The sequence below is a fragment of the Arthrobacter sp. NQ4 genome (genome assembly GCF_029077345.1).
Classification (GTDB): Bacteria; Actinomycetota; Actinomycetes; order Actinomycetales; family Micrococcaceae; genus Arthrobacter.
In genome coordinates this window covers 661,007-685,133 of sequence record NZ_JARETC010000001.1, presented here as the reverse complement: position 1 = coordinate 685,133, position 24,127 = coordinate 661,007, and the positions used below count along the sequence as shown (strand labels likewise).

Genomic DNA, 24,127 nt, shown 5'->3' with positions numbered 1-24,127 from the left:
TCCCGCGCTAGGCGGTGGCGAGGGGCTTGGCCGGCGGCTGCGGTTTGGCGGAAACCTCCAGCTTGACCGGAGGGTCCACGTGGCGGATCTCCAGGGCCTCCGGGTCCAGCAGCTTGCGCGCACCGGTCCGGGCGTCCAGGATCCAGAAGAGTTCCAGCGCCGGGACGACGTCGGTCACCCGGCCCTTGTGGAAAAGCCTGCCCCGGTGCCACGCCTCGATCTGGTCGCCGATGCGGAGCTGGGCGGTGCGTATTCCTTGTGCCTCCATGGCTGCCTCCTGCTGTTGAATCCCCGTAAGCACAGCTTGCCGTGGACAGGTTGCAGGAGTGTTTCCGCCCGGTGTTTTTTCTGTGACGCCTGAGGCTGAGGAGGACTACTCGTCCGTGGGGAACGCAACGGCTTCGCCCACGACCCGCAGGCACAGCTCCATGCCCGGACGGGCGATCGAGGCGTTCCAGTGCCTGATGGTGATCACTTCGCCGCCGCCCGGGTAGCGGTGGTCGGCGTGCTCCGCCACTTCCTTGGGCACGTTCAGCTTCAGCCGCACGGTGGTCTCAGGGCCGAAGTAGTCGGTGTCCACCACCACTCCGCGGATGGGGCCGTCCTCGGCAATGCGGATCTGTTCGGGCCGCAGCATCAGCTGCACGCGTCCCTGTGCCGGGGGCCGGCGCACGGGAATCGCGCCCAGCGAGCAGGTGGCCAGCGTCCCTTCCAGCCATGCGTCCAGGATGACGGCGTCGCCCAGGAACTCCGCGGTGGCCCGGTCCGCGGGGCGGGTGTAGACCACAAAGGGGTTGCCGATCTGGGCCAGTTTGCCGCCGCGCATCACGGCCACCTGGTCCGCAAAGGAGAGGGCCTCGGCCTGGTCGTGGGTTACCAGGATGGTGGTGACGCCGGCCTCGGCCAGGACCTTGGCCACGGCGCGGCGGGTGGCGACGCGCAGGCCCGCGTCCAGGGCGGAGAACGGCTCGTCCAGGAGCATCAGCTCCGGTTCGCGGGCCAGGGCCCGGGCCAGGGCAACCCGCTGCTGCTGGCCGCCGGAGAGTTGGTGCGGCCGCCGCTTGGCCATGGAAGCATCCAGCGACACCATCTCCAGCAGCTCCGCCACGCGGGCGTTGACCGCGCGGCGGCCGCCCTCGCGCTTGGCCGCATTGAGGCCGAAGGCCACGTTCTGGCCCACGGTCAGGTGCGGGAACAGGGCGCCGTCCTGGGCCACGTACCCGATCTGCCGCTTGTGCGCCGGAAGCCACGCGCCGTCACCGGCCACGGTGGTGCCGTTGAGCGAGATGGTCCCGGTGTCCGGGTGCTCGAACCCGGCGATCAGGCGCAGGAGGGTGGTCTTGCCCGAACCGGAGGGGCCAACGATGGCGGTGGTTCCGCCCTTGGCCACTGACAGGTTGACGCCCCTCAGGACCGCCTGTGATCCGAAGTTCTTGGTGACGTCCGTAATCTGCAGATGGCTGTTGGTGGTTGCGGCCACCGAGGGTGCCACCCGAGGCTCGGGCAGCCTGCGGGTTGATGGTGCTGTCACTGTCCGGCTACTTTCTTGGACTGTTGGAAGAGGAGGTAGGTCATGGGGGCGGAAAGCAGGATCATCAGCAGCGCGTAGGGCGCGGCGCCGGCGTAGTCGATCTCGCTGCTCTTGCTCCAGAACTCGGTGGCCAGCGTCCTGGTGCCGTTGGGGGACAGGAGCAAGGTGGCAGTGAGCTCGTTGGCGATGGCCAGGAACACCAGGGCTGCCCCGCCGGCTGCTGCAGGGGCGGTGAGCCGCAGGGTGACGCGGATGAAGGCCAGTAGCGGCGGCTTCCCGAGCGCCTGGGCGGCCTCGTCCAGTTCCTTGGGGGCCTGTGCCAGTCCGGCCCGCAGGTTCACCAGGGCCCGGGGGAGGAACAGGAGGACGTACGCCGCAACCAGCAGCCCCGCCGTCTGGTACATCCCGGGCACCATGCGGATGCTGACGGTAACGAACGCCAGCGCCACCACGATTCCGGGCATGGAGCTGGTGACGTAGTTGGACAGTTCCAGGGACTTGCTGAACCAGCCGGGGTGGCGCACGGCGAGGTACGCCATGGGGAAGGCCACCACGGTGGTGGCAGCGGCGCCGGCGAGCCCGTAGGTGAACGTGGTGACCAGCGCCGGGAGGAATTCGGATGCTGTCCAGACGTCCGCTCCGCCGGCAAGGATCCAGCGCAGCACGAAGTACAGCGGGAGTCCGAAGGCCAGGGCGGTCAGCGCCAGCAGGAAGAGCTGGGCCGGGACCTGGTACGCGTGCAGGGGAAGGCGCAGCGCCTTGGCCTGCACGCCGGACCCGACACGGGCGTAGCGCGCGGAGCCGCGGCTGCGGACCTCCGCAAGCAGCAGGAGCAGGCAGAAGAACACCAGCACGCTGGCCAGCATGTTTCCGGCCGCGCCGTTGAACGTGGACTGGTACTGGGTCATGATCGCGGTGGTGAAGGTATCGAACCGGATCATGGCGAACGCGCCGTATTCGGCGAGCAGGTGCAGCCCCACCAGCAGCGCCCCGCCGGTCAGGGCGATCCTGAGCTGGGGGAGCACCACACGGAAGAAGGTCCGCCAGGCACCGAGCCCCAGGGCCGCGGCGGACTGCTCAATGGCGGGGTCCAGCCGGCTCAAGGTGGCTGCGGCCGGGATGTACACCAGCGGGAAGTAGGACAGCGTGGAGATCAGGATTCCCGAACCCAGGCCGCCCAGCGACGGGATGGCCGAGACCCAGGCGTAGCTGTTGACGAACGCCGGGACGGCCAGCGGGGCGGCCAGCAGCACGGCCCACACCCGGTGGCCACGCAGCCTGGTCCGTTCCACCAGCCAGGCACCCGCCACGCCAAGCAGCAGGCACAGCGGGATGGTGGCGGCCATCAGGAGCAGGGTATTCAGCAGCAGTTCGCCCACGCGGGGCCGCAGGATGAGGCCGACGGCGGTATCCCACCCGGTTGCCACCGTCATGTAGGCCACGTACCCCAGCGGGACGAGGGAGAAGAGGGCGATCAGCACCGCCAGGACGGACACCGCGGAAACGCCGAAAGGCGGGCGGGGGCTGGTGCCCCGGCCCGCCGTCGTCGTGCCCGCCCTGGGGGGAGCCGATAGATCGGAGGTCACGGAATTACAGTAGTCCTGCCTGGGTCATCAGATCGGTGACCTTTTCGGAGTTGAGCTTGGCGGCGTCAACCTTGGGAGCCTGCAGGTCCTTGATCGGAACCAGCTTGTCGTTGGCGGGAACGTCGGAGCCGATGGCGTACTCGAAGGACGTACCGTTCTTGAGGACTTCCTGGCCCTTCTTGCCGGTGATGAACTTCAGGAACTCCTGCGCAGCGGCAGCGTTCTTGGAGGACTTGAGCACGCCGCCGCCGGAGACGGACAGGAACGCGCCCGGGTCCTGGTTCTTGAAGTAGTACGGGGTGACATTGTTGGAGTTCTCGCCCGTCTTGGCCTGGTCGCCGTAGTAGTAGTAGTGGTAGATCAGGGCGGCGTCCACTTCACCGGCGTTGACCGCCTTCATGGCCGTGCTGTTGCCCTTGTAGGCCTTGGAGTTTTCCTTCATGCCCTTCAGCCACTCCTCGGTGGCGGACTCGCCCTTCAGCTCCAGCAGCGCTGAAACGATGGCCTGGAAGTCTGCGCCCGTGGGGGATGCGGCCCACTTGCCCTTCCATTCAGGCTTGGCCAGGTCAAGCATGGACTTGGGGAGCTGGTCCTCGGTGAGCTTGGTCTTGTTGTACACCAGGACGGTGGAGCGGGCGGCGATGCCCGTCCATTTGCCGGTGGACGGTGCGAACTCGGCGGGAACCTGGGCCAGGGTGTCCTTGTTGACGTCCGCGAACAGGCCGGCGTTCTCAACCTGCGTCATCGCGGGGGAGTTTTCCGTGAGGAACACATCCGCGGGGGACGCCTGGCCTTCCTGAATGATCTGGTTGGAGAGCTCAGTGTCCGAGCCCTGGCGCATGGTCACCTTGATGCCGGTTTCCGCCGTGAAGGCATCCACCCACTCCTTGGTGAGGCTTTCGTGCTGGGCGTTGTACACGGTGATCTCGCCGGAGGCGGCGCCGTTGGACGCGGACGACGAGGTGCCGCCGGCAGGAGTGCCGCCGCCGCAGGCGGTCAGGCCGAGAGCTGCGGTGGCGGCGAGTGCGATGCCGGCCAGCGCGCTGTTGCGGATCTTCATTGAGGCTGCTTTCGGTGGGGAAAAAAGTCTGCTGAACCTAAGTCCTATTAGGCAACACGAATGTTGCCTATGTCAGGAAACTGTAGGGTAGGCAAACCTAAGCACCAAGCCGGAAAGCGCTTTAAGTGACGAGGTTCACATCAATTACGAAAACACTACGTGACGTAATTATCGAGCTTCTGCCGGCTGCGGCAGAGGCCCCGCTATTTGTTCGGGTTGGGATCGTGGACGTCGCGTTCCCCGATATCGGCCGCCCCCAGGATGCTCTCCGCCGGTGCGTCCTCTGAGGGATGGAGCCGGATGCTCAGCTCGGGATGGTGCAGGTCCAGGGCGGGGCGCTCGGACCGGATGCGGGGGAGCGAGGTGAAGTTGTGGCGCGGCGGCGGGCAGGACGTGGCCCACTCAAGGGACGCGCCAAAGCCCCAGGGATCGTCCACGGTGACCTTCTTCCCGGCCCGCCAGGTGATGAAGACGTTCCAGAAGAACGGGATGAGGGACGCGCCCAGCAGGTAGGACCCAATGGTGGAGAACTGGTTCATGAAGGTGAAGTTGTCCTCCGGCATGTAATCCGCGTACCGGCGGGGCATGCCCAGGACGCCCAGCCAGTGCTGGATCAGGAACGTGGCGTGGAAGCCCAGGAACAGCATCCAGAAGTGGATCTTGCCCAGGCGCTCGTTGAGCATGGTGCCGGTGAACTTGGGCCACCAGAAATAGAACCCGGCGAACATGGCGAACACCACGGTGCCGAACACCACGTAGTGGAAGTGCGCCACCACGAAGTAGGAGTCCGAGACGTGGAAGTCCATGGGCGGTGAGGCCAGGATGATGCCCGTGAGGCCGCCGAAGAGGAACGTGGCCAGGAATCCCATGCTCCACAGCATGGGCGTCTCGAAGGTCAGGGAGCCGCCCCACATGGTGCCGATCCAGTTGAAGAACTTCACGCCGGTGGGCACTGCGATGAGCATGGTCATGAACGCGAAGAACGGCAGGAACACCGCGCCCGTGACGTACATGTGGTGGGCCCACACCGTCACCGAGAGGGCCGCGATGGCGATGGTGGCGTACACGATGCCCTTGTAGCCGAACAGGGGCTTGCGGCTGAACACCGGGAAGATCTCCGAGACGATCCCGAAGAACGGCAGCGCGATGATGTACACCTCGGGGTGTCCGAAGAACCAGAACAGGTGCTGCCAAAGGATGGCGCCGCCGTTGGAGGGATCAAAGATGTGGGCACCGAACTTCCGGTCCGCGCCCAGGGCGAACAGGGCGGCGGCCAGCGGCGGGAACGCCATCAGCACCAGGATGGCCGTGACCAGCGTGTTCCAGGTGAAGATCGGCATCCGCCACATGGTGAGGCCGGGGGCGCGCATGCAGATGATGGTGGTGATGAAGTTGACCGAGCCCAGGATGGTGCCGAAGCCCGACAGCGCCAGGCCGAAGACCCACAGGTCACCGCCGATGCCCGGGGTGAACGTGGTGTTGGACAAGGGTGCGTAGGCGAACCAGCCGAAGGATGCAGCGCCCTGCGGGGTGATGAAGCCGGACACGGCGATGGTGGAGCCGAAGAGGAAGAACCAGAACGCCAGCGCGTTCAGGCGGGGGAACGCCACGTCCGGCGCCCCGATCTGCAGCGGCATGATCACGTTGGCGAAGCCGGCGAACAGCGGGGTGGCGAACATCAGCAGCATGATGGTGCCGTGCATGGTGAACAGCTGGTTGTACTGCTCCTTGGTCTGCAGGATCTGCATGCCTGGCTCGAACAGTTCCGCGCGGATGAGCAGCGCCATGACACCGCCCGCGCAGAAGAACACGAAGGACGAGATCAGGTACATGTAGCCGATGGTCTTGTGGTCAGTGGAGGTGATCCAGTTGACCACAAGGGCACCTTTGGGGCGCCTGACCACTGCCGGCGCAGCCGTGGCCGCGGTTCCGCCCATTCTTTGGCCTGTGGTGGTCATTACAGTGCCGTCCTTTACTGTGCTGGTTCCATCGCCTGCGGTGCAGGGGCTGATATCGGCTCCCTGTCGAAGTCCGTGCCCAGGTTGCCGGTGTTTCCCTTCGCCTTCAGATCGGCGATGTGGCTGTCATAGTCCTGCTGGCTGACCACCCGGACCTTGAAGAGCATCTCGGAGTGGTACTCGCCGCACAGTTCGGCGCACTTGCCCATGTATTCGCCGATGCGGTTGGGGGTGATGCTGATGTACGGGTTGTACTGTTCGTGGCCCGGGTAGAGGTCGCGCTTCTGGAGGAAATCCACCACCCAGAACGAATGCTGCACGTCGCGGGACTGGAGATGCAGCTCCACTTTCTTGCCGACGGGAAGGTAGAGCGTGGGCAGCCGGTCCGGCGCGCCATAGTCACCGGTCAGGTGGGCCTGCTGTCCGGCGTCCTCGTGGACCTGCTCCTTGACGTAGTTGAAATCCCAAGACCACTGTTTGCCGAAGACGTCGATCACAACGTCCGGGTTGGGGTAGCGCTCGTCGATGGCCCGCTGCTCCCGGTCCGTGAAGACGAACAGGACCCCGATGACGATAAGTGGAATGGCCAGGTAGAAGACTTCAAGGGGGAGGTTGTAGCTTAGTTGCGGCGGAAATCCGACGGTGTTCTTCCTGCGCCGGTACGCCACGATGACCCAGATCATCAGCCCCCAGGTGATGATGCCAACCACCAATGCAGCGATCCAGGAGTTGACCCACAGGTCGGTGATCAGTTCCGTGTTGTTGGTGGTGTCACGGGCGCCGGGGAGGAAACCGCGGGAAACCAGGTCGGAGCAGGAGGTCAGCGCGGGCAGGGCCAGAAGGCCCGCGGCCAGTGCCGCGAAGCGCCGCATGCGGTTCTTCAATGGTCTTTTACCCACCTGTGGTCCCTCCGGCATGCTCCCGAAGCCCAACTGCATGAGCCCACCGCAGGCCCCAAAGGACCAGCGGCTGTGTGGTTCACCCTACGCGCGGAGGTTGCTGATGTGAAGGGGTTTTGCGGCCGTACGGACTTACGGTGGGACAGGCGGAGCGACGGGCTGCTAGGCGATCCCGGTGGTGCCCAGCAGGCTGCCCACCGCGAAGGTGAACGCCATCGCCAGTGCCCCGCCCACCACCAGCCTGATGGTGGCCTTGCGCTTGGAGCTTCCGCCGATCTTGGCGCTGACGGTCCCGGTGAGGGCCAACGCGAGGATGACCGCAACAAATGTGACTGGGATCCGGGCTTCCTCCGGCGGGAAAATGATGGCCAGCATGGGCAGGATGGCGCCGACCGTGAATGCGATCGCGGAGGCGAAGGCGGCGTGCCAGGGGCTGACCACTTCTTCTTCGTCGATGTTCAGCTCGGCGGACAGGTGCGCCTTCAGGGCGTCCTTTGCCGTCAACTCTTCGGCAACAGTCCTGGCGGTGGCTTCGCTGAGGCCCTTCGCCTGGTAGATGTGGGCAAGTTCGTCCAGTTCGCCTTCCGGATCGTCCCGGAGCTCCTGGCGCTCCTTCTCAATCAGCGCACGTTGGCTGTCACTCTGGCTGCTCACCGAAACGTATTCGCCCAGGGCCATGGACACGGCACCGCCCACTACAGCGGCGGTGCCCGCCACCAGGATGGGCGCCAGGTCGTTGGTCACGCCCGCGACGCCCACCACGGTTGCCGCGACGGAGACGATGCCGTCGTTCGCGCCCAGTACACCGGCCCGCAGCCAGTTCAGGCGTGCGGCCACGCTGCTGTCGTGGGGCTCATTGCGGTGGACCTTGAGGGTTTCAGACATGCTGGCAGTAAAACACTGCCACGCGCCCTGCGCCACGAAGGTTTGCATCCCCTTACCGAAAGGCTTGAAGAGGCACGTCGGAGGTGCGTCCCTGGTTCGCCGATGTGCGGGGACCTATGACCCTGACGCTGCAGGGGCGGGCCGCGGAAGATCAACACTGGGAGTGTTGCGACTTCAAGGCCGGAAGGGGCAGGGCCATGATGTATTGGGACGACAACACGGGCCACGGGGAGTTCGACGAGGGCGAATGCAACTGTCCGCCGCCCGCCGGGCCGGCCGTGCTTCGATGCGGCGGCCTGCCATGAACGTCCGCCTCCTCTCGCAGGTGCTGTCCCTGCGGGCGGCATGGCGCCGGAGGGACGGGTGGGATCCAGCCCGGATCGCCGCCCACCAGGAACAGGCGCTGCACCGGCTGCGCGCGGCAACCTATGCCGGCTCGGAGTTCTACCGGCACCGGCACGCGGGCCTGCACGACGCACCCTTGCAGGAACTGCCGTCCGTCACCAAAGCGGACCTCATGGAGCACTTTGACGAAGCGATAACCACCCCGGACCTAAGCCTCGCCGACCTTGAGGACCACGTGCGTGCCCTCACCGCAAGCGGTGGTGATCCCGGCCGGCCGTTCAGGGGGCGCTGGTGGGTTGCCGCCACGGCCGGGACCACTGGGAGGCGGGGGATATTCGCCTGGAACCGCGCCGAGTGGGCCTCGATCCTGGCATCCTACGCCCGGGCCAACGACTGGGCCGGAATCGCACCCAACCCGCGCCGCCCACTGAAGACGGCGCTGGTGAGCTCCCGGGCGCCCAGCCACCAGTCCGCCGTCGTGGGTGCCTCTGTCCGATCCCGGCTGGTCCCCACGCTCCGCCTGGACGTCATGGCACCCATGGAGGAGACGGTGGCCGCGCTCAACCGGTTCCAGCCCAGGGTGCTGGTGGGATACGCCTCAGCCCTGGGGCCGCTGGCGGCCGAGCAGCGGGAGGGGCGGCTGCATATTGCACCGCAAGGCATCATGTCTGCCTCCGAAGTGCTTACCGCCCAGGCTGCGGCCGAGATGCAGGCGGCGTGGGGAACCGCCCCGTTCGATGTCTATGCCGCCACCGAAACAGCCGGGATCGCTTCCCCCTGCACCTACCGGAACCGCCACGTGTACGAGGACCTGGTCATCGTGGAACCGGTGGACCCCGCAGGCAACCCGGTGCCGCCGGGAACCACCGGGGCGAAGCTGCTGGTGACCGTGCTGTTCTCCCGCACCCTGCCGCTGATCCGCTACGAAATGTCGGACACCATCAGGCTGGACGGTCGCGGCTGCCCTTGCGGCCGGTCCTTCCAACTGCTCGAGGACATTGCAGGACGCCTTGAGGACGTCCTCCGGCTGCCGGGCAGGACAGGCACCGTCAGCATCCACCCAAACGTCTTCCACCTGGTGCTCGACGACGTGGCAGCCTCGGGATGGCAGGTGCTCCAGGAAGCCTACGGACTGCGCGTCCTGGTCACGCGCCTGATCCCCGGAGCCTCCCTCGAGGGAGTGCGCACGGAAGTGGCGGCAGCACTCGAGGCAGCAGGCGTGGCCGGCCTTTCCGTGGACGTCCAGGCGGTGGACCAGCTCGAACGCACACCGTTGGGCAAAGCGCCCTTTGTCCGGGCACTGCGGAGATCACCCTGACCCGGCCAAGGCCGGTCGGGGAGGTCATCAGTCCGGGGCGGGGCTTTCCTGGTCCGGGATCTCGATCTGGAAGCCGCAGGCACAACGCAGCACCCTGGTGGCCAGGTAGACGCCCAGGACTTCCGGGACCTGTCCGTAGGTGCCGTGGATACTGCGCATTTCGGCTCCGCTGGCCGTCATCACCTGCCCACAGTGGACGTAGTGACCGTCGTGGACCAACACGTCGCACACGTCCTTGCGCCGGCTTCCCGAGTACCGCCCATTACGCGACGGCCGGGTAGCTGCTGAGGATGTAGTCGGCCGCGGCAGGGCCGGTCATCCTGAGCCGGGAGTTCCGGACGTCCACGCCGCAGCGCAGCATCCCGGCGCGGAATGCCTGGTCCGGCTTGGGGCTCAGGCCGTGCAGCGCCGCCCAGCTGACATAGAGGCCGTAAAGGCAATCGGGGCCAAGGGGGGAATCGCCGGAGGGATCGGGCGTGGTTGCTTCATCAAGGAACTGCTGGAAATGCGAGGCCGACATGCTTGGCTCTTTCGCTCTTGCATAAGGCGCTGCCGTTGGGCTACAGCAGCTGCTCCCGCTGGGCCTTTGCAGAAGGGCCCGGGAGGACGGGTATGGCGCCCGTCACAGTCCAAATTTACCCGGGGGTAGGTCTGAAGTACAGCGGAGACCCCGGCGGCACCCCTTCCCCCTTATTGATAAGGGTGCTTATTATTGTTTCCTTCCGACGGCGTATGGCGGGCATGGACGTCCTGGTGAACGGGGCGGTCACGCTGCCATGCTCCGGGAAGGAACTTGCAACGACGCAGGGGACAGGGGACGACGGCGATGGACACCTACGGCAATGACGGCACCGGCGGCGCGGGCGCAGGCAGGCGGACGTTCGGCATCGAAGAGGAGTTGCTCCTGGTGGACCCCGCATCGGGGGAAGCCGTCCCGATGGCAGGCGCCCTCCTGGACCTTTACGTCCGTCCGCTGGAGGCCGCGTCCGGGCCGGTACTGACGGCCGAGTTCCAGCAGGAAATGATCGAGGTGGTGAGCCCGCCGCACGCCACCCTGGCAAAACTCGAGCAGGACATCGTGGCCGGCCGCGCCCTTGCCCAGCAGGCGGCCGAGGACGTGGGCGTCAGGGTGGCAGCGCTGGGAACCTCCCCGCTTCCGGCCGATCCCCATCCGGTGCAGCTGCGCAGGTTCCGGGCCATGATGGAGGAGTACGGGCTGACCGCCAGGGAGCAGCTCACCTGCGGCTGCCACATCCACGTCTCGGTGGAGTCGCCGGAGGAAGCCGTGGCCGTGCTGGACCGGATGCGGAACTGGCTGCCGGTGCTCGTGGCGCTGAGCGCCAATTCCCCGTTCTGGCACGGCGAGGACAGCGGCTACGCCAGCTACCGCTCCCAGGTGTGGAACCGCTGGCCGTCCGCCGGGCCGCTGGAACTCCTGCGCACCCCGGACGCCTACCACCAACTGGTCCATGACATGGTGAGCACCGGCGTCGCCATGGACGAGGGTATGGTCTACTTCGATGCCCGGCTCTCCCGGCACTATCCCACGGTGGAGATCCGCGTGGCAGACGTCTGCCTGCGCCCGGAAAACACGGTGTTGCTGGCGGGAATAGCCCGGGGCCTGGTGGAAACCGCTGCCAGGGAATGGCGGGAGGGGACCGACCCCGTATCCGTCCCGTCGGCCCTGCTGAGGCTGGCAGGCTGGAAGGCAAGTCGGTGGGGCCTGCGGGGTGAGCTGCTGGATCCCCAAACGCACCGCCCGGCGCCCGCGCTCGCCGTCGTGAATTCACTGCTGCACCACATCCGGCGGGCGCTGGAGGACACGGGTGACCTGCAGCGGGTGGAGGAACTGATGGACAGGCTGCTGGCCGACGGCACCGGCGCCATGCGGCAGATGGAGGTCCTGCACCGCACCGGTGACCTGGAGCGCGTGGTGGAGGACGCGGCGGACTGCACGATCGCCACGCCCTAGCGCCCTTACCGCCGACGATCTCCCCGGCCGGAGCGCTCTTGACCCCTTCCAGGCCTGGGCGTATACCGAAAGCATCATCATGCTGGCCCCCGCTGGGCCTTGGATGGAGCCGGCTGCCCCTGGTCTCCGACGCAAAAAATGGAGTTGTGATGGGTAGCGATCGTTTCGACGTGCTCCGCGAACAGGTCCGCGGGCAGGTTATCGAAGACGGCGACGCCGAGTACGAGGCCGCACGCCATGTTTACAACGGGATGATCGACCGTCGTCCCGCAGCGGTCCTCCAGGTGTCCCAGGTCGCGGACGTTCTGGCGGCCGTACGCTTCGCCCGTGGTCTGGGAATTGAAGTTGCCGTACGCGGCGGCGGGCACAGTGCGCCAGGATTCGGAACGGTCGACGACGGCCTGGTCCTCGACTTCTCGGCCCGCCGGGGAGTGCGCGTTGACCCCGCGGCGCGGCTGGCCCGGGTGGAACCCGGCGCAACGTGGGCAGACTACAACCACGCCACGCATGCATTCGGGCTGGCAAGCACAGGGGGCATCATCGGCTCAACCGGCGTCGCCGGCCTGACCCTCGGCGGCGGCATCGGGTACCTGTCCCGCAAGTACGGGTTGTCCTGCGACAACCTCGTTTCCGCCGACGTCGTCCTTGCTGACGGAACCTTCGTCACTGCCAGCGAAGCCGAAAACGTCGACCTGTTCTGGGCGCTCCGCGGCGGCAGCGGCAACTTCGGCGTGGTCACGTCGATGGAGTTCCGCCTGCACCCCGTGGACATGGTCCATGTGGGAATCATGTTCTTCGATGCAGCGACCGGAGCCGAAGTTGGGGCGGCCTACCGCGAGTGGATTGCTGCCGAACCGGACGAAATGGGCGCCTTCCTGGGATTCCACCAAGGTCCTCCGGTGCCGTTCCTTCCCGAGGAATGGCATGGGAAGCCCGTTGCGGTGATCGCAGGAATGTGGACCGGCGACCTTGACGCCGGCCCCGCGCACTGGCAGGCAATGCTTGACGCCGGGCAGGTGCTGGGAAGCTTCTTCGCCCCGATGCCGTACCCGGCACTGAACATCATGTTCGACGGCCTCAGCGGCGTCCCCGGGCTGCAGGGCTACTGGAAGGCCGATTTCCTCCGCACCCTCAGCGATGACGCGCTCCGCACCGCCGTCGCATATGCTCCTGGCATTCCCAGCGTCCACTCCGCCAACCATTTCTATCCGATCGACGGCGCCGTGAGGCGCGTAGCTCCCGAGGCCACCGCCTTCGCCTACCGTGACGTGGACTTCGCGCCTGTTATTGCGGCGCAGTGGCCCGATCCGTCCGAGAACGACAGGAACATCGCCTGGGTCCGGGAGTACTGGACCGCGCTCCACGAATTCTCGGAGCCCGGCGGCTACCTTAACTTCCAGGACGCAGATGACCAGGCCAGGATCGAGGACACGCTCGGCTCGAACTACGCGCGGCTTGCCGTACTCAAGGCAAAGTACGACCCCGACAACTTCTTCCATGTCAACCAGAACATCAAGCCCGCCCCCGCCGGCACCGCGGCCGCCGCCGTTCCGGCAGAGCGCCCGGCCGTGCTCCAGGCTGAAGCAGTACCGGAGGAAGCGCGGCAACCTGAAACCGCGCCGCGCACGGCAAATCCCGCAGAGGGGGCTGCCACGTAACCCGGCCGCGTCCTGGCGAGGCCCGGCGTCAGTACGTAGTGGCGTTGGGCAGGATGAGCGGCGGCAGCGGCGCCTGGGTGAAGTCGAAGGACTGTGCCAGGTCGCCCAGCTGGGGGTTGTTCTCGCGGACATCAGGGCGGGCGTCCGGCCTGCCGTCCGTGGCGGGATCGATGCGCTCGCCGCCCAGGAAATCGTCCTCGATGAACTTGAAGTAGGCGTCCTGGCTGAGGACCTGGTGGTCGATGAATCCCTTCTTCGCATAGGGGCTGATCACCAGGCCCGGGACGCGCAGCCCATAGCCGTTGTTGTCCACCACCGGCGGGTTTTCGTGGTCATAGAAGCCGCCCCAGTCGTCCCAGTTGAGGAAGATGGCGGTGCTGTCCCAGTCAGGGCCGCTCATCACGGCGTTGATGAGCCCGGCAACGTAGGCCTGCCCGGTGCTGATCTTCGCAGGCGCGTGTTCGCTGACTTTGTCCGTGGGCGCCACCCAGGTGACTGCCGGCAGCGTCCCCTTTCTGGCGGCATCGTAGAAACCGCTGAGCGGCTTGATGTTGCCCTGCTCGCCGTCCTCCTTGACCGTGTCGAAGTACAGCAGCGGATTCCACAGGCCGGGGGTCTTGGCGTCCTGCTTCACCGGATCGCAGGTGGCGGCGTCATTGCGGCAGTCCGGTTCGGTGCCGTTGAACACGTAGTAGGCCCACGGGACGTTGTGCTTGTGCAGCAGGAACGTCAGGTCGGTCCAGGCGTAGTCCGGCAGTTCCAGTTTCTTGGCCGCCTCGGTGAGCTTCTTCTTCAGGTCATCGGACATGGGGGCGGCATCCACCGCCGCCTGGCAGACGGCGTAGGAATCGGTGGCCTTGCAGCTGGTGCCGATGAGCTGGTCAATCTGGGCAGCGAGGCCCGGGTCGATGCCGGCAGCTTCCAGGGCCTCGCGGCAAGGATCCAGGTCCATCCCGGCCTGGCACTTGCCGATCAGCGTGTCCTTGATGATCTGCGGCTCCGGTTCGGGGTCCGGGTCCTGCAGGGCATTTACACACGACGACGGGTCCCCGGCCTTGGTGCATTTGGCCGACCATTCCGAGACCAGGTACAGGTGCGCCGGCAGGCTCCAGGAGGCGGCGGAGGCGAACAGGTGGTCCTCCAGCGTGAAGTTCTGCGCATAGGCCCAGTAGTTGGGCAGGTCCCGTCCGTCGTGGTAGCCCATCACATCGGTGGGCATGGTGGTGCTGTACTGGCACTTGGTGCTGGCGGCGCCGCAGCCGGACAGGCCCTTCTCCGCCTGCGCCACGAACCCGTCCATCGCCCCGCCGTTGATGTCGGCGGTGGCATCGGCGTGGCTGTGCGGGCCGCCGGCGTTGCTGTCGGCCGAGTTGTAGAAGGGCCTTACGCAGCCACCCTCGGCGGGATCCGGAACGCACACCGCGGGCTTGCCGTCCTTCATGGGAATCCCGTCGGCCCCGGGGTACGTCCCGAAGTAGCTGTCGAAGGACCTGTTCTCCTGGGTGATGATCACTACGTGCTTGATCTTGCCGATTCCGTTGGGGTCGGCGGCAGCAGTTCCCGGTACCGCAGCCGCGGTGGCCGGGGCGCCGGCGGTGGGCGCGGCTGTTGCGGGCGCGTCCGACGCCGGCGGGTCTGCGGACGGTGGGCCGCCGCGCAACGCCAGGGAAAGGACGACGGCGACGATCACCAAAGCCACCGCCGCGGCACCTGCCAGCACGGCCCGGCGTCGTCCGCTTCCTGAAAGCGCCACCTTAGGATTCCTTCCGGTAGACGTCGTCCCCGAACGTCCTGACGCCGGGATCACCGGCCAGCCCCAGGCGCGGGAGATGGAAGAGGTCCTCGATGGTGGCCAGCAGGCTGTAGTGGTTGTAGGGCCGGTCCGAGGAGGTGCCCGCAGCCGCGAACGGGGAGAGGACCAAGGCCCCCACCCGTCCTCCGGCCGTCCCCCCGGCGGGGACTCCCGGGTCGCCTTCGGAGGGGCCGGTGGTGTCGCCCTCGGCCTCGTCGAAGGTGATCACCAGCATGCCGTCCTGCTTGTACGCCGGTGACGCCAGGATGGCCGGGACCTGCTTCTTGAGCCAGTCGTCCGCTGTCCCCAGGCCGCCGTCAGAGCCGTCGGCGCAGGTGCCGTCATGCCCGTCGTGGCACAGGTTGGGCGTGATGTAGGCCAGGTTGGGGGTGGTGTCCACGGATTTCAGGTCGTCCTTGAGCGCGGAAAAGTTGACCACGTTTTTGGCGCAGTCCGGGGACGACGTGATGGAGCGGAAGTACATGAAGGGGTTGTGGTGGGTGGAGTAAAGCTCCTCCGGCGTGGCCTTGATGTGGTTGTCCGCCTCGCCCAGGACCGGGTGCTCGCACGGCTGCTGCATGTCCTCCATGTAGCCCTTCCACGTCTTGCCCTGCGCGGCCAGCTGCCCGGCCACGGTTTGGGTGTCCTCCGGGTAGACGCAGCCGTCGCCCTGCAGCGTCCCGTCCGGATCAGTGCCGGTGGCGTTGAACTCGGTGTAAGTGTGGCAGTCCAGTTCCGTGCTGTCGTTGGGCCGTTGTCCGGAGATCTGGGCCAGGTAGTTGGGCAGCGAGTTGTGGGCGATCCCGTAGTAGTTCTTCAGCAGCACGCCCTTCTTCCGGAGCGTTCCGGACAGGTACGGCGCGGGGGAATTGTCGCCCCAGGTAGTGCCGTACCCCTTGTTTTCCAGGTTGATCACGAAGATGTGCCGGGGCGTTCCGGCGGGCTTGGCCGCGTCCCCCGGCTGTGCCGTGGAGTCTGCGCCTGCCGTGGGTGCTGCCGACGCACTCGGTGGTGCCGACGTATTGGATGACGGGGTGGCGCCGCCGGATGGAGTGGCAGTCTGCGGAGCCGGTGCCGGAGTGGGCGCCTGGCATGCCACCAGCGCGGACAGGACCAGCGCCAGCACGGGCAGCAGCGCGGGCGAAGGAGGCCGCAGGGGAGCGGAGGGACGGGCTGATCTTCGGTTCACGGGCGGCCTCCGCGGTCTGTTCTTCACCTTGCGCCCCAGCGCTGCCGCCACTCTTGCACACCGTAACCGCGTTTTGCACGGGCAATTGCTGTGAGTTGGCAGGGAATCGGGGTGCGCGCAGGTGCACCGGCAGGTGCCGGGCCGCCCTAGGTCTTTCTGCCCTACAAGCGGATGACCGGCAGGCGTTGACTTAAATCGCGGGAAGCTGAGGCCCGCGGGCTGGAAACGCACAACGCGTCCCGCCCACATCAGAAAGGAAAGTTCAGTGAAAAAGTGGTATCGGTGGCAGGACTATGTAGCGGTCGCCGCCGGACTCTTCACCGCGGTGGCGGTCCTGTTCACGCGGCAGCTAAACATGTCCACCACCCTGATGCTCGTCTTCGGCGGGCTCCTGGTGGTCAGCGGCATTATCAACCTGGCCATGCCGGGAACTCCGGCCATGGAATACGTGCAGGCCGTCCTCGCCGCAGGACTGGTCCTCTCGCCATGGCTCGGGACATACACGGGCGCAACGGGCGCAGCCTGGACGTCATGGATCGCAGGGGCGGTGGCACTGGTGGTAACGGCAGTGGCCATTAAGCCCAGCACCGACCTCCGCCACACCTACCGCGTCTCGCATTAGCAGGTGGAATCCGCCATGACCGAAGTGCTGCGCTACGAAGTGGGATCCGGAACCGTGCTCGTTGAGGCTGCGGACAACAGCTACGGCGTGGATCATCCCGCGCGCAACGAACAAGGGATCCTGGACACGGGCAGGCGCCTGGAAGATGCACTTGCCAGCGTCCGCCCCGCTGCCCGCGCAGCACTGGAGGCCATGGCGGAACTCACCCCCGAACAGATCCAGATCGAGTTCGGCGTGAAGCTCGCGGGGGACGCAGGGGCGGTGATTGCCAAGAGCAGTTCCGACGCCCATTTCGTCCTCCGGATGACATGGAACCCCGCGGTGGCCGCGCTGCCCGGGGAAGAAATCACACACAACGGGTGACGGCGATGGCTTCGTTTCATGACAGGTCCGACGCCGGGCGGCGGCTGGGCAAGCGGCTGGCCTCCCTGCGCGGCCGGGACGTCGTGGTGCTGGGCCTGCCCAGGGGCGGCGTCCCCGTGGCATTCGAGGTAGCCAAAGCCCTCGAAGCGCCGCTGGACGTGATCGTGGTGCGGAAACTGGGGGTTCCGTTCCAGCCCGAGGTGGCCATGGGGGCCATCGGGGAGGGCAAAGTCCGCGTCCTTGATCCGCGCACCATCTCCATGGCCCGCGTCTCCCAGGAAGACCTGCAGCAGGTGGAGCGCCGCGAACGCGCCCTGCTAGAAAGCAGGGTGGCCAGGTTCCGGCAGGGGCGCCGGCGGATCGACCTTGCCGGACGCACGGTGGTCATTGTCGACGACGGCATCGCCACCGGTTCCACCGCCCGCGCGGCCTGCCAGGTGGCCCGGCATCTCGGCGCTGCCAGGGTCATCCTTGCCGTTCCCGTTGCCCCCGCCCGCGCCATTGTGGAGCTCAAGGAACCGGACGACGTCGTCTGCCTCCTTTCGCCCCAGGACTTCCAGGCCGTGGGCTACTACTACCGGGACTTCTCACCCACCGAGGACAGCGAGGTGGTGCAGCTGCTGGACGCCGCTGCCGCCCCGGCACACCACGGCGACGGCTACCGGGGAGACGGCAGCCTGGAGGACGACGTCGAAATCCCCGACGGAAGGGCGGTCCTGCGCGGCAGCCTCTACCTGCCGGCCCGGTGCGACGGCACGGTCCTCTTTGCCCACGGCAGCGGCAGCAGCAGGCACAGCCCCCGCAACCGCTTCGTCGCCTCGGTGCTGCACGGCGCCGGCCTGGGCACGCTGCTCCTTGACCTGCTAACGCCCGAGGAGGAGGTCAACCGGGCCAACGTGTTCGACATCGCGCTGCTGGCCCGCCGCCTGTCCTCCGCCACCCACTGGCTGGAGGCGCGGCACGATGGCTCCGCCGGCCGGATCGGCTACTTCGGCGCCAGCACCGGCGCGGCCGCCGCACTGTGGGCCGCGGCCGAACCCGGCGCCCAGGTTGCCGCCGTCGTCTCCCGCGGCGGCAGGCCGGACCTGGCCGGACCCCGCCTCGCCGCCGTAAAAGCCCCCACCCTCCTGATTGTTGGCGGCGCCGACACCCAGGTGCTGGCCCTCAACCGGCAGGCCATGGCGCTCCTGCAGGCACCCACCCGGCTGGAGATCGTCCCGGGCGCCACACACCTCTTCGAGGAACCCGGCACCCTTGCCATGGCGGCCACCCTCGCCGCGGACTGGTTCCGGCACTACCTCCTGCCCTCCCCGGTGGGGCGGCACGCGCCGGAGGCCAGGGAATGAACGCTTCCACCGGCAACACCGGCACCGGCCGCTGGGAGGAACGGGGGCGGAACGCGCGGCGGAAGCCGCCCAGATCCGCGGCCTGGCCCACCCCTGGCCACGCCCGACGACGTGCCCACCCGGATGGGGGACCGCTACGACGCCCTCTTCTGGCATCCGCGGACCGAGGCGCTGCGGCCGCTGCACCACGAATACCAGCCGGGGAACCCGAGTTCGAGACCGAGCCCACGTGGTTCTAGCCCCAACCAAAGGAACATGATGGACCAGAGGAGCACCATGACCGCCGGAGTTGAGGGTGCCACGCGCTGGCCTGCCATCACCAAGGACGTGGCCGCCTTCCCGGTCCGGCCCAACCTGTTGGATTACGATGCCGCCCGGCGGGACTTCAGCTGGGACCAGGCACGGCAGGCGCTGGCCGGGCTGCCCGGAGGCCGGGGCCTGAACATCGCCTACGAGGCCGTGGACCGGCACGTGGCGGAAGGCCGCGGCGCCAAGGAGGCCCTGCGGTTCGTAATGGCCGACGGCAGCACCCGCTCCCTGACCTACGGCGGCCTTGCGGACGGGTCCGGCAGGTTCGCGGCGGTGCTGCAGGGCCTGGGGGTGGGGCGCGGCGACCGGGTCTTTTCGCTCCTGGGCCGCAGCCCCGCGCTGTACACCGCCGTGCTGGGCACCTTCAAAAACGGCAGCGTCTTCTGCCCGCTCTTTTCAGCCTTCGGCCCCGAGCCGGTCCGGCAGCGGCTGCACCTCGGGGCCGGCCGGGTACTGCTGACCACCCGGGCGCTGTACCGCAGGAAGGTGGCGCCGGTCCGGGACTCCCTGCCCGACCTCCGCCACGTCCTGCTGGTGGACGCCGACGGCAGCCCCGAACCGGAAACCCTGGACCTGGCCGAACTCCTGGCCCAGGCTGACCCCATCGGGGAGATCGCAGACACCCAGCCCGAGGACATGGCCCTGCTGCACTTCACCAGCGGCACCACCGGCACGCCCAAGGGCGCCATCCACGTCCACGACGCCGTCGCCGCCCACTACGCCACCGGCCGCTTCGCGCTGGACCTGCACCCGGACGACATCTACTGGTGCACCGCCGATCCGGGCTGGGTGACCGGCACGTCCTACGGCATTATCGCCCCGCTGGTGCACGGCGTCACCGCCATCGTGGACGAGGAGGAACTGGACGCCGACCGCTGGTACCGGATCCTCGCCGAGCAGCACGTCACCGTCTGGTACACCGCGCCCACGGCGCTGCGGATGCTCATGAAGGCCGGCGCCGGGCGGGCCGCGGGCCATGACCTGTCAGCGCTGCGCTTCATCGCCAGCGTGGGGGAGCCGCTGAACCCGGAGGCCGTGGTGTGGGGCCAGGACGTCCTGGGCCTGCCCGTGCACGACAACTGGTGGCAGACCGAAACCGGCGGGATCATGATCGCCAACTACCCGGCCATGAACATCCGGCCCGGCTCCATGGGCCGGCCGCTGCCCGGCATCGAGGCGGCCCTGGTGGCCCGCGACGCCGACGGCAAACCCATCGTCAAAGACGGCCAGGCAGTCCTGGTCACCGGGCCGGACACCATGGGCGAGCTGGCGCTGCGCCCCGGGTGGCCGTCCATGTTCCGCGGCTACCTCAACGAGGAGGAGCGCTACCGGCGCTGCTTTGCCGGCGGCTGGTACCTCACCGGCGACCTGGCAAAGCGCGACGGCGACGGCTACTTCTGGTTCGTGGGCCGCGGCGACGACGTCATCAAGTCCTCAGGCCACCTGATCGGCCCCTTCGAGGTGGAAAGCTGCCTCATGGAGCACCCGGCCGTGGCCGAAGCCGGCGTGATCGGCGTGCCGGACCCCGTGGCCGGCGAGGTGGTCAAGGCCTTCGTGGAACTCAAATCCGGCAACGAGCCCACGGAGGAGCTCCAGCTGGAGATCATCGGCTTCGCGCGGAAACGGCTGGGCGCCGCCGTGGCACCCCGGCTGCTGGACTTCACCACCACCCTGCCCAAGACGCGCAGCGGCAAGATCCTGCGCCGGCTCCTGAAATCCCGCGAGCTCGGGCTGCCGGAAGGCGATACCTCAACGCTTGAATCCCCGGCAGGGCCTGCCGTACCTCTGAAGGACCAGCCATGACCACGCTGAGGAGCCGGGGCATACCGGATGCGGAGCACGCCGTGCACCTGCTGCGGCAAATGCTGCGGGTACGCAGGCTCGAGGAAAAATGTATCGAGCTCTACAGTGCCGCCAAGATCCGCGGCTTCCTGCACATCTATATCGGCGAGGAGGCCGTGGCGGCAGGGGTGATGGAAGCCCTGGAACCGGAGGACGCCGTGGTGGCCACCTACCGCGAACACGGGCACGCCCTGCTGCGCGGCGTCTCCGCCGGGGCCATCCTCGCCGAAATGTACGGCCATGCGGAGGGCTGCTGCCGGGGCCGGGGCGGGTCCATGCACCTCTTCGATGCCGCCACCCGCTTCTACGGCGGAAACGCGATCGTGGCCGGCGGGCTGCCACTCGCCGTCGGCCTGGCCCTCGCGGACCGGATGGCCGGGCGCCAACGGGTGACCGTCTGCTTCTTCGGCGAAGGCGCCGTGGCCGAAGGCGAATTCCACGAAAGCATGAACCTGGCCGCGCTGTGGCAGCTGCCGGTGCTGTTCTGCTGCGAAAACAACCTCTACGCCATGGGCACCGCGCTGGGCCGCTCCGAATCCCAGACGGACATCGCCCTCAAAGCCGCCGGCTACGAGATCTCGGCGTGGGCGGTGGACGGCATGGACGTGCTCGCCGTCGAGGAGGCCGCCCGGCGTGCCGTGGACGCCGTGCGGTCCGGCGGCGGCCCGCACTTCCTGGAGCTGCGCACGTACCGGTTCCGCGCCCACTCCATGTTCGATCCCGAGCTGTACCGGGAAAAATCCGAGGTGGCCCGGTGGATGGAACGGGACCCCATCAGCCTGCTGCAGTCCGCCATGCAGGCGGCGGGCCAGCTCCCGGACAAAGAGTGGGCCGCGCTGCAGGCGGACGTGGACGCGGAGATCAGCACCGCCGTCGGATTTGCCGAGAACGGAACGCCGGAGCCGGTGTCCGAGCTCAGCCGGTTCGTCTACAGCGACCGGCCGGACGACGGCAGCGCAGGCGGCGGGGGTCCGGAGGAGCAGGGCACGACAGCAGGGAAAGGCGGGGCTGCAGGATGAAAACCACGTACCGGGAAGCCATGCGCGCGGCCCTCCGCGATGCCATGACGCGCGACGAACGGGTGTTCCTCATGGGCGAGGACGTGGGCCGGTACGGCGGCAGCTTCGCCGTGAGCCTGGGCCTGCTGGAGGAGTTCGGGCCTGACCGGATCCGCGACACACCCCTCTCCGAGTCCGGGTTCGTGGGCACGGGGATCGGCGCGGCGCTGGGCGGGATGCGGCCCGTCGTCGAAATCATGACCGTCAACTTCAGCCTGCTGGCGCTGGACCAGATCATCAACAACGCCGCCACCCTGCTGCACATGTCCGGCGGCCAGTTCAACGTGCCCATCGTCATCCGGATGACCACCGGCGCCGGCCGCCAGCTGGGGGCGCAGCACTCCCACAGCCTGGAAGGCTGGTACGCGCACATCCCGGGGCTGCGCATCCTGGCCCCGGCCACGCTGGCGGACGCGCGCGGGATGCTGTGGACCGCGCTGCAGGATCCGGACCCGGTGCTGATCTTCGAGCACGGCTCGCTGTACAACGTCGCGGGGGAGCTCGACGACGATGCCGGCGCCGTGGGCATCGACAAGGCAGCGGTCCTGCGCGAAGGGGACGCCATCACGCTCATCACCTACGGCGGAACACTGCCCCTGGTGCTGGAGGCCGCGCAACAGCTGGACGGGGAGGGCATCGACGCCGATGTCATCGACCTGCGCACCCTGCGCCCCCTGGACGCCCACACCATCATGGACAGCGTGGCCAGGACGCACCGGGCCGTGGTGGTGGACGAGGGCTGGCGCAGCGGCAGCATCTCCGCCGAGATCGCGGCCCGGATCTGTGAACAGGCCTTTTTCGACCTGGACGCCCCCGTGGAGCGGGTGTGCAGCCTGGAGGTCCCCGTCCCCTACGCCAAGCACCTGGAGCAGGCGGCGCTGCCGTCGGTGGAACGGGTCATGGCCGCCGCACGAAGGGCCGTGGGCGCCGGTGGATGAGTTCCGGATGCCGTCCCTGGGCGCGGACATGGAGCACGGCAAGGTGGTGGAGTGGCTGGTTAAACCCGGGGACTACGTCCACAAGGGCGACCTCGTGGCGGCCGTGGACACGGACAAGACCGTCATGGACATCGAGTCGTTCCAGGAAGGCGTGGTGGCCGAGTTCCTGGTGGACATCGGCGACACCGTGGACGTGGGCACCCCCATCGCCAGGATCACCGCCACCCCGGCAGAGGTCCCGCCGCCGGCGAAAGTCCCGCCACCGGAACCGGAGCCGGGCACCAAGGCCCCGCCCCCGGTGCGGCACCTGGCGCACACGCTGGGGGTCGACGTCGGACGCATCAGCGGGAGCGGCCCCGGCGGCGAGGTGACCCGGGCCGACGTCGAACGCGCCGCCGCTGCGCCCGGCACCTCCGCTGCGCCCGGCGCCGCCGCGGGGGCTGCTCCGGCTTCGGCTGCGCACATGCCGGCAGAAGGCGCAGCCCACCGGGTGCGGTCCTCGCCGCTGGCCCGACGGCTGGCCGCGGAGCTGGGCGTCGACCTGCAGGCCATCGCGGGCACCGGTCCCGGTGGTGCCGTGACGGAGGAGGACGTGCTCGCCGCGGTGCCTCCCCGGGAACGGGCGCCCAAGGAGGAAATTCCCGGCGGGCGGCCACCCAGCGAACGTGCGGCGGAGGAACCGGCGGAAGCACCGCCGTCGGAAGCTCCAGTTGCCGAACCGCCGCACAAAGCCGCGGAAGAAGCGCCACGGCGCGGCCGGAAGGACACCGGCAGCAAAGCGGAAACCCTGCGGCAGGCAATCGGCGCGCTGATGTCCCGGTCCAAGAAGGAGATCCCGCACTACTACCTGTCCACCACCCTGGACCTGGCGGCCGCGATGGCGTGGATGCAGAGCGCCAACCAGCAGCGGCCGGTCTCCTCCCGGCTGGTGCCGTCCGCCCTGCTGCTGAAGGCCACCGCGCTCGCGGCCAAGGAGGTGCCGGACATGAACGGGTTCTTCACCAGGGGCGCTTTCCAGCCCAGCGGCGCGGTGCACCTGGGCGTGGCGGTGGCGTTGCGGCACGGCGGACTGGTGGCCCCGGCCCTGCTCGACGCCGACACCCTGACGCTCGACGAACTCATGGACCAGCTGCGCGACCTGGTGGGCCGGGCCCGGGCGGGCCGGCTGCAGCGCGCGGAGATGGCCGACCCCACCCTCACGGTGACCAACCTGGGCGATCTCGGCGTCGAAAGCGTGTACGGGGTGATCTACCCGCCGCAGGTGGCCATGGTGGGCTTCGGCAAGGTTTTGGAGCAGCCCTTTGCACACAACGGGATGCTGGGCATCCGGCACGCGGCCATCGCCACGCTGTCCGCGGACCACCGGGTGAGCGACGGGCTGCGCGGCGGCCGGTTCCTGGCCCGCATCGACGAACTGCTGCAGAAGCCCGGCGACCTGTGACTGTTGGACCCTGAC

At 67.9% G+C, this 24,127-nt stretch carries 21 protein-coding genes; 10 read left to right on the top strand and 11 right to left on the bottom strand.

The annotated features are described in order from the left end of the window. Positions 1-7: 7 nt before the first annotated feature. The 7 genes from PUN51_RS03235 to PUN51_RS03205 form a co-directional block, all read right to left on the bottom strand. A complete protein-coding gene (locus PUN51_RS03235) occupies positions 8-268 on the bottom strand; it encodes a hypothetical protein (RefSeq protein WP_224026936.1) in 261 nt (86 codons plus the stop codon). A gap of 105 nt (positions 269-373) precedes the next feature. Continuing rightward, positions 374-1,531: an ABC transporter ATP-binding protein gene (locus PUN51_RS03230; RefSeq protein ID WP_201302465.1), complete on the bottom strand. Its 1,158-nt coding sequence runs from the start codon at positions 1,529-1,531 to the stop codon at positions 374-376. Further along, a complete protein-coding gene (locus tag PUN51_RS03225) occupies positions 1,528-3,117 on the bottom strand; it encodes an ABC transporter permease (RefSeq protein ID WP_224026935.1) in 1,590 nt (529 codons plus the stop codon). Before PUN51_RS03225 ends, PUN51_RS03230 begins: the two co-directional genes overlap by 4 nt. Before the next feature lie 4 nt (positions 3,118-3,121). Then, positions 3,122-4,177 (bottom strand): iron ABC transporter substrate-binding protein, encoded by a 1,056-nt coding sequence (locus PUN51_RS03220; protein ID WP_224026934.1) that lies wholly within the window; start codon positions 4,175-4,177, stop codon positions 3,122-3,124. Positions 4,178-4,380: 203 nt separating this feature from the next. Further along, positions 4,381-6,114 carry an aa3-type cytochrome oxidase subunit I gene (gene ctaD, locus PUN51_RS03215; protein ID WP_275179976.1) on the bottom strand — a complete coding sequence of 578 codons (1,734 nt, stop codon included), beginning with the start codon at positions 6,112-6,114 and terminating at the stop codon, positions 4,381-4,383. Positions 6,115-6,149: 35 nt separating this feature from the next. Beyond that, the gene (gene ctaC / locus PUN51_RS03210) at positions 6,150-7,007 is read right to left on the bottom strand and encodes an aa3-type cytochrome oxidase subunit II (protein ID WP_275179975.1); all 858 of its coding nucleotides are present in this window, start codon (positions 7,005-7,007) and stop codon (positions 6,150-6,152) included. Between the two features lie 189 nt (positions 7,008-7,196). Next, entirely contained in the window at positions 7,197-7,919 is a 723-nt protein-coding gene (locus PUN51_RS03205) for a VIT1/CCC1 transporter family protein (RefSeq protein WP_275179892.1), read from the bottom strand. A gap of 301 nt (positions 7,920-8,220) precedes the next feature. Between PUN51_RS03205 and PUN51_RS03200 the strand changes: the two genes are divergently transcribed. After that, positions 8,221-9,582 (top strand): phenylacetate--CoA ligase family protein, encoded by a 1,362-nt coding sequence (locus PUN51_RS03200; protein WP_275179891.1) that lies wholly within the window; start codon positions 8,221-8,223, stop codon positions 9,580-9,582. 27 nt (positions 9,583-9,609) lie between these two features. Here the strand turns inward: PUN51_RS03200 and PUN51_RS03195 are convergent, their stop codons facing one another. Together PUN51_RS03195 and PUN51_RS03190 are read right to left on the bottom strand one after the other, a co-directional pair. Beyond that, entirely contained in the window at positions 9,610-9,741 is a 132-nt protein-coding gene (locus PUN51_RS03195; protein WP_275179890.1) for a hypothetical protein, read from the bottom strand. 103 nt (positions 9,742-9,844) lie between these two features. Next, entirely contained in the window at positions 9,845-10,102 is a 258-nt protein-coding gene (locus PUN51_RS03190; protein WP_224026932.1) for a hypothetical protein, read from the bottom strand. Between the two features lie 306 nt (positions 10,103-10,408). On the opposite strand from PUN51_RS03190, the gene PUN51_RS03185 reads away from it, so the two are divergent. Both PUN51_RS03185 and PUN51_RS03180 read left to right on the top strand, forming a co-directional pair. Continuing rightward, positions 10,409-11,554, top strand: a complete 1,146-nt coding sequence (locus tag PUN51_RS03185; protein ID WP_374114914.1) for a carboxylate-amine ligase — start codon at positions 10,409-10,411, stop codon at positions 11,552-11,554. Positions 11,555-11,703: 149 nt separating this feature from the next. Further along, positions 11,704-13,212, top strand: a complete 1,509-nt coding sequence (locus PUN51_RS03180; protein WP_275179888.1) for an FAD-binding oxidoreductase — start codon at positions 11,704-11,706, stop codon at positions 13,210-13,212. Between the two features lie 28 nt (positions 13,213-13,240). Here PUN51_RS03180 and PUN51_RS03175 read toward each other — a convergent pair whose 3' ends face one another. Beyond that, positions 13,241-14,965, bottom strand: a complete 1,725-nt coding sequence (locus PUN51_RS03175; protein ID WP_275179887.1) for an alkaline phosphatase family protein — start codon at positions 14,963-14,965, stop codon at positions 13,241-13,243. A gap of 1 nt (position 14,966) precedes the next feature. Beyond that, a complete protein-coding gene (locus PUN51_RS03170; protein WP_275179886.1) occupies positions 14,967-16,193 on the bottom strand; it encodes an alkaline phosphatase family protein in 1,227 nt (408 codons plus the stop codon). 265 nt (positions 16,194-16,458) lie between these two features. On the opposite strand from PUN51_RS03170, the gene PUN51_RS03165 reads away from it, so the two are divergent. The 7 genes from PUN51_RS03165 (at position 16,459) to PUN51_RS03135 (ending at position 24,112) form a co-directional block, all read left to right on the top strand. Next, positions 16,459-16,815, top strand: coding sequence for an SPW repeat domain-containing protein (locus tag PUN51_RS03165; protein ID WP_159633277.1), 357 nt, complete (start codon positions 16,459-16,461; stop codon positions 16,813-16,815). A gap of 15 nt (positions 16,816-16,830) precedes the next feature. Beyond that, positions 16,831-17,178, top strand: coding sequence for a CU044_2847 family protein (locus PUN51_RS03160; RefSeq protein ID WP_159633274.1), 348 nt, complete (start codon positions 16,831-16,833; stop codon positions 17,176-17,178). Positions 17,179-17,183: 5 nt separating this feature from the next. After that, on the top strand, positions 17,184-18,524 hold the full coding sequence (locus tag PUN51_RS03155) for a phosphoribosyltransferase family protein (protein ID WP_275179885.1): 1,341 nt from the start codon (positions 17,184-17,186) through the stop codon (positions 18,522-18,524). 276 nt (positions 18,525-18,800) lie between these two features. Beyond that, positions 18,801-20,636, top strand: a complete 1,836-nt coding sequence (gene acsA / locus PUN51_RS03150; protein WP_275179884.1) for an acetate--CoA ligase — start codon at positions 18,801-18,803, stop codon at positions 20,634-20,636. Next, positions 20,633-21,694: a pyruvate dehydrogenase (acetyl-transferring) E1 component subunit alpha gene (gene pdhA, locus PUN51_RS03145; RefSeq protein WP_275179883.1), complete on the top strand. Its 1,062-nt coding sequence runs from the start codon at positions 20,633-20,635 to the stop codon at positions 21,692-21,694. Before acsA ends, pdhA begins: the two co-directional genes overlap by 4 nt. Then, positions 21,691-22,671, top strand: coding sequence for an alpha-ketoacid dehydrogenase subunit beta (locus PUN51_RS03140; RefSeq protein WP_275179882.1), 981 nt, complete (start codon positions 21,691-21,693; stop codon positions 22,669-22,671). Before pdhA ends, PUN51_RS03140 begins: the two co-directional genes overlap by 4 nt. Continuing rightward, on the top strand, positions 22,664-24,112 hold the full coding sequence (locus PUN51_RS03135) for a 2-oxo acid dehydrogenase subunit E2 (protein ID WP_275179881.1): 1,449 nt from the start codon (positions 22,664-22,666) through the stop codon (positions 24,110-24,112). Before PUN51_RS03140 ends, PUN51_RS03135 begins: the two co-directional genes overlap by 8 nt. Positions 24,113-24,127: the final 15 nt, after the last annotated feature.

What these genes read in the sequence shown, in the direction of transcription:
- PUN51_RS03235 (WP_224026936.1), bottom strand. Translation starts at nt 268, where the DNA reads ATGGAGGCACAAGGAATACGCACCGCCCAGCTCCGCATCGGCGACCAG.
- PUN51_RS03220 (WP_224026934.1), bottom strand. Translation starts at nt 4,177, where the DNA reads ATGAAGATCCGCAACAGCGCGCTGGCCGGCATCGCACTCGCCGCCACC.
- ctaD (WP_275179976.1), bottom strand. Translation starts at nt 6,114, where the DNA reads ATGGGCGGAACCGCGGCCACGGCTGCGCCGGCAGTGGTCAGGCGCCCC.
- ctaC (WP_275179975.1), bottom strand. Translation starts at nt 7,007, where the DNA reads ATGCGGCGCTTCGCGGCACTGGCCGCGGGCCTTCTGGCCCTGCCCGCG.
- PUN51_RS03205 (WP_275179892.1), bottom strand. Translation starts at nt 7,919, where the DNA reads ATGTCTGAAACCCTCAAGGTCCACCGCAATGAGCCCCACGACAGCAGC.
- PUN51_RS03200 (WP_275179891.1), top strand. Translation starts at nt 8,221, where the DNA reads ATGAACGTCCGCCTCCTCTCGCAGGTGCTGTCCCTGCGGGCGGCATGG.
- PUN51_RS03195 (WP_275179890.1), bottom strand. Translation starts at nt 9,741, where the DNA reads ATGCGCAGTATCCACGGCACCTACGGACAGGTCCCGGAAGTCCTGGGC.
- PUN51_RS03190 (WP_224026932.1), bottom strand. Translation starts at nt 10,102, where the DNA reads ATGTCGGCCTCGCATTTCCAGCAGTTCCTTGATGAAGCAACCACGCCC.
- PUN51_RS03185 (WP_374114914.1), top strand. Translation starts at nt 10,409, where the DNA reads ATGGACACCTACGGCAATGACGGCACCGGCGGCGCGGGCGCAGGCAGG.
- PUN51_RS03180 (WP_275179888.1), top strand. Translation starts at nt 11,704, where the DNA reads ATGGGTAGCGATCGTTTCGACGTGCTCCGCGAACAGGTCCGCGGGCAG.
- PUN51_RS03160 (WP_159633274.1), top strand. Translation starts at nt 16,831, where the DNA reads ATGACCGAAGTGCTGCGCTACGAAGTGGGATCCGGAACCGTGCTCGTT.
- PUN51_RS03155 (WP_275179885.1), top strand. Translation starts at nt 17,184, where the DNA reads ATGGCTTCGTTTCATGACAGGTCCGACGCCGGGCGGCGGCTGGGCAAG.
- acsA (WP_275179884.1), top strand. Translation starts at nt 18,801, where the DNA reads ATGACCGCCGGAGTTGAGGGTGCCACGCGCTGGCCTGCCATCACCAAG.
- pdhA (WP_275179883.1), top strand. Translation starts at nt 20,633, where the DNA reads ATGACCACGCTGAGGAGCCGGGGCATACCGGATGCGGAGCACGCCGTG.
- PUN51_RS03140 (WP_275179882.1), top strand. Translation starts at nt 21,691, where the DNA reads ATGAAAACCACGTACCGGGAAGCCATGCGCGCGGCCCTCCGCGATGCC.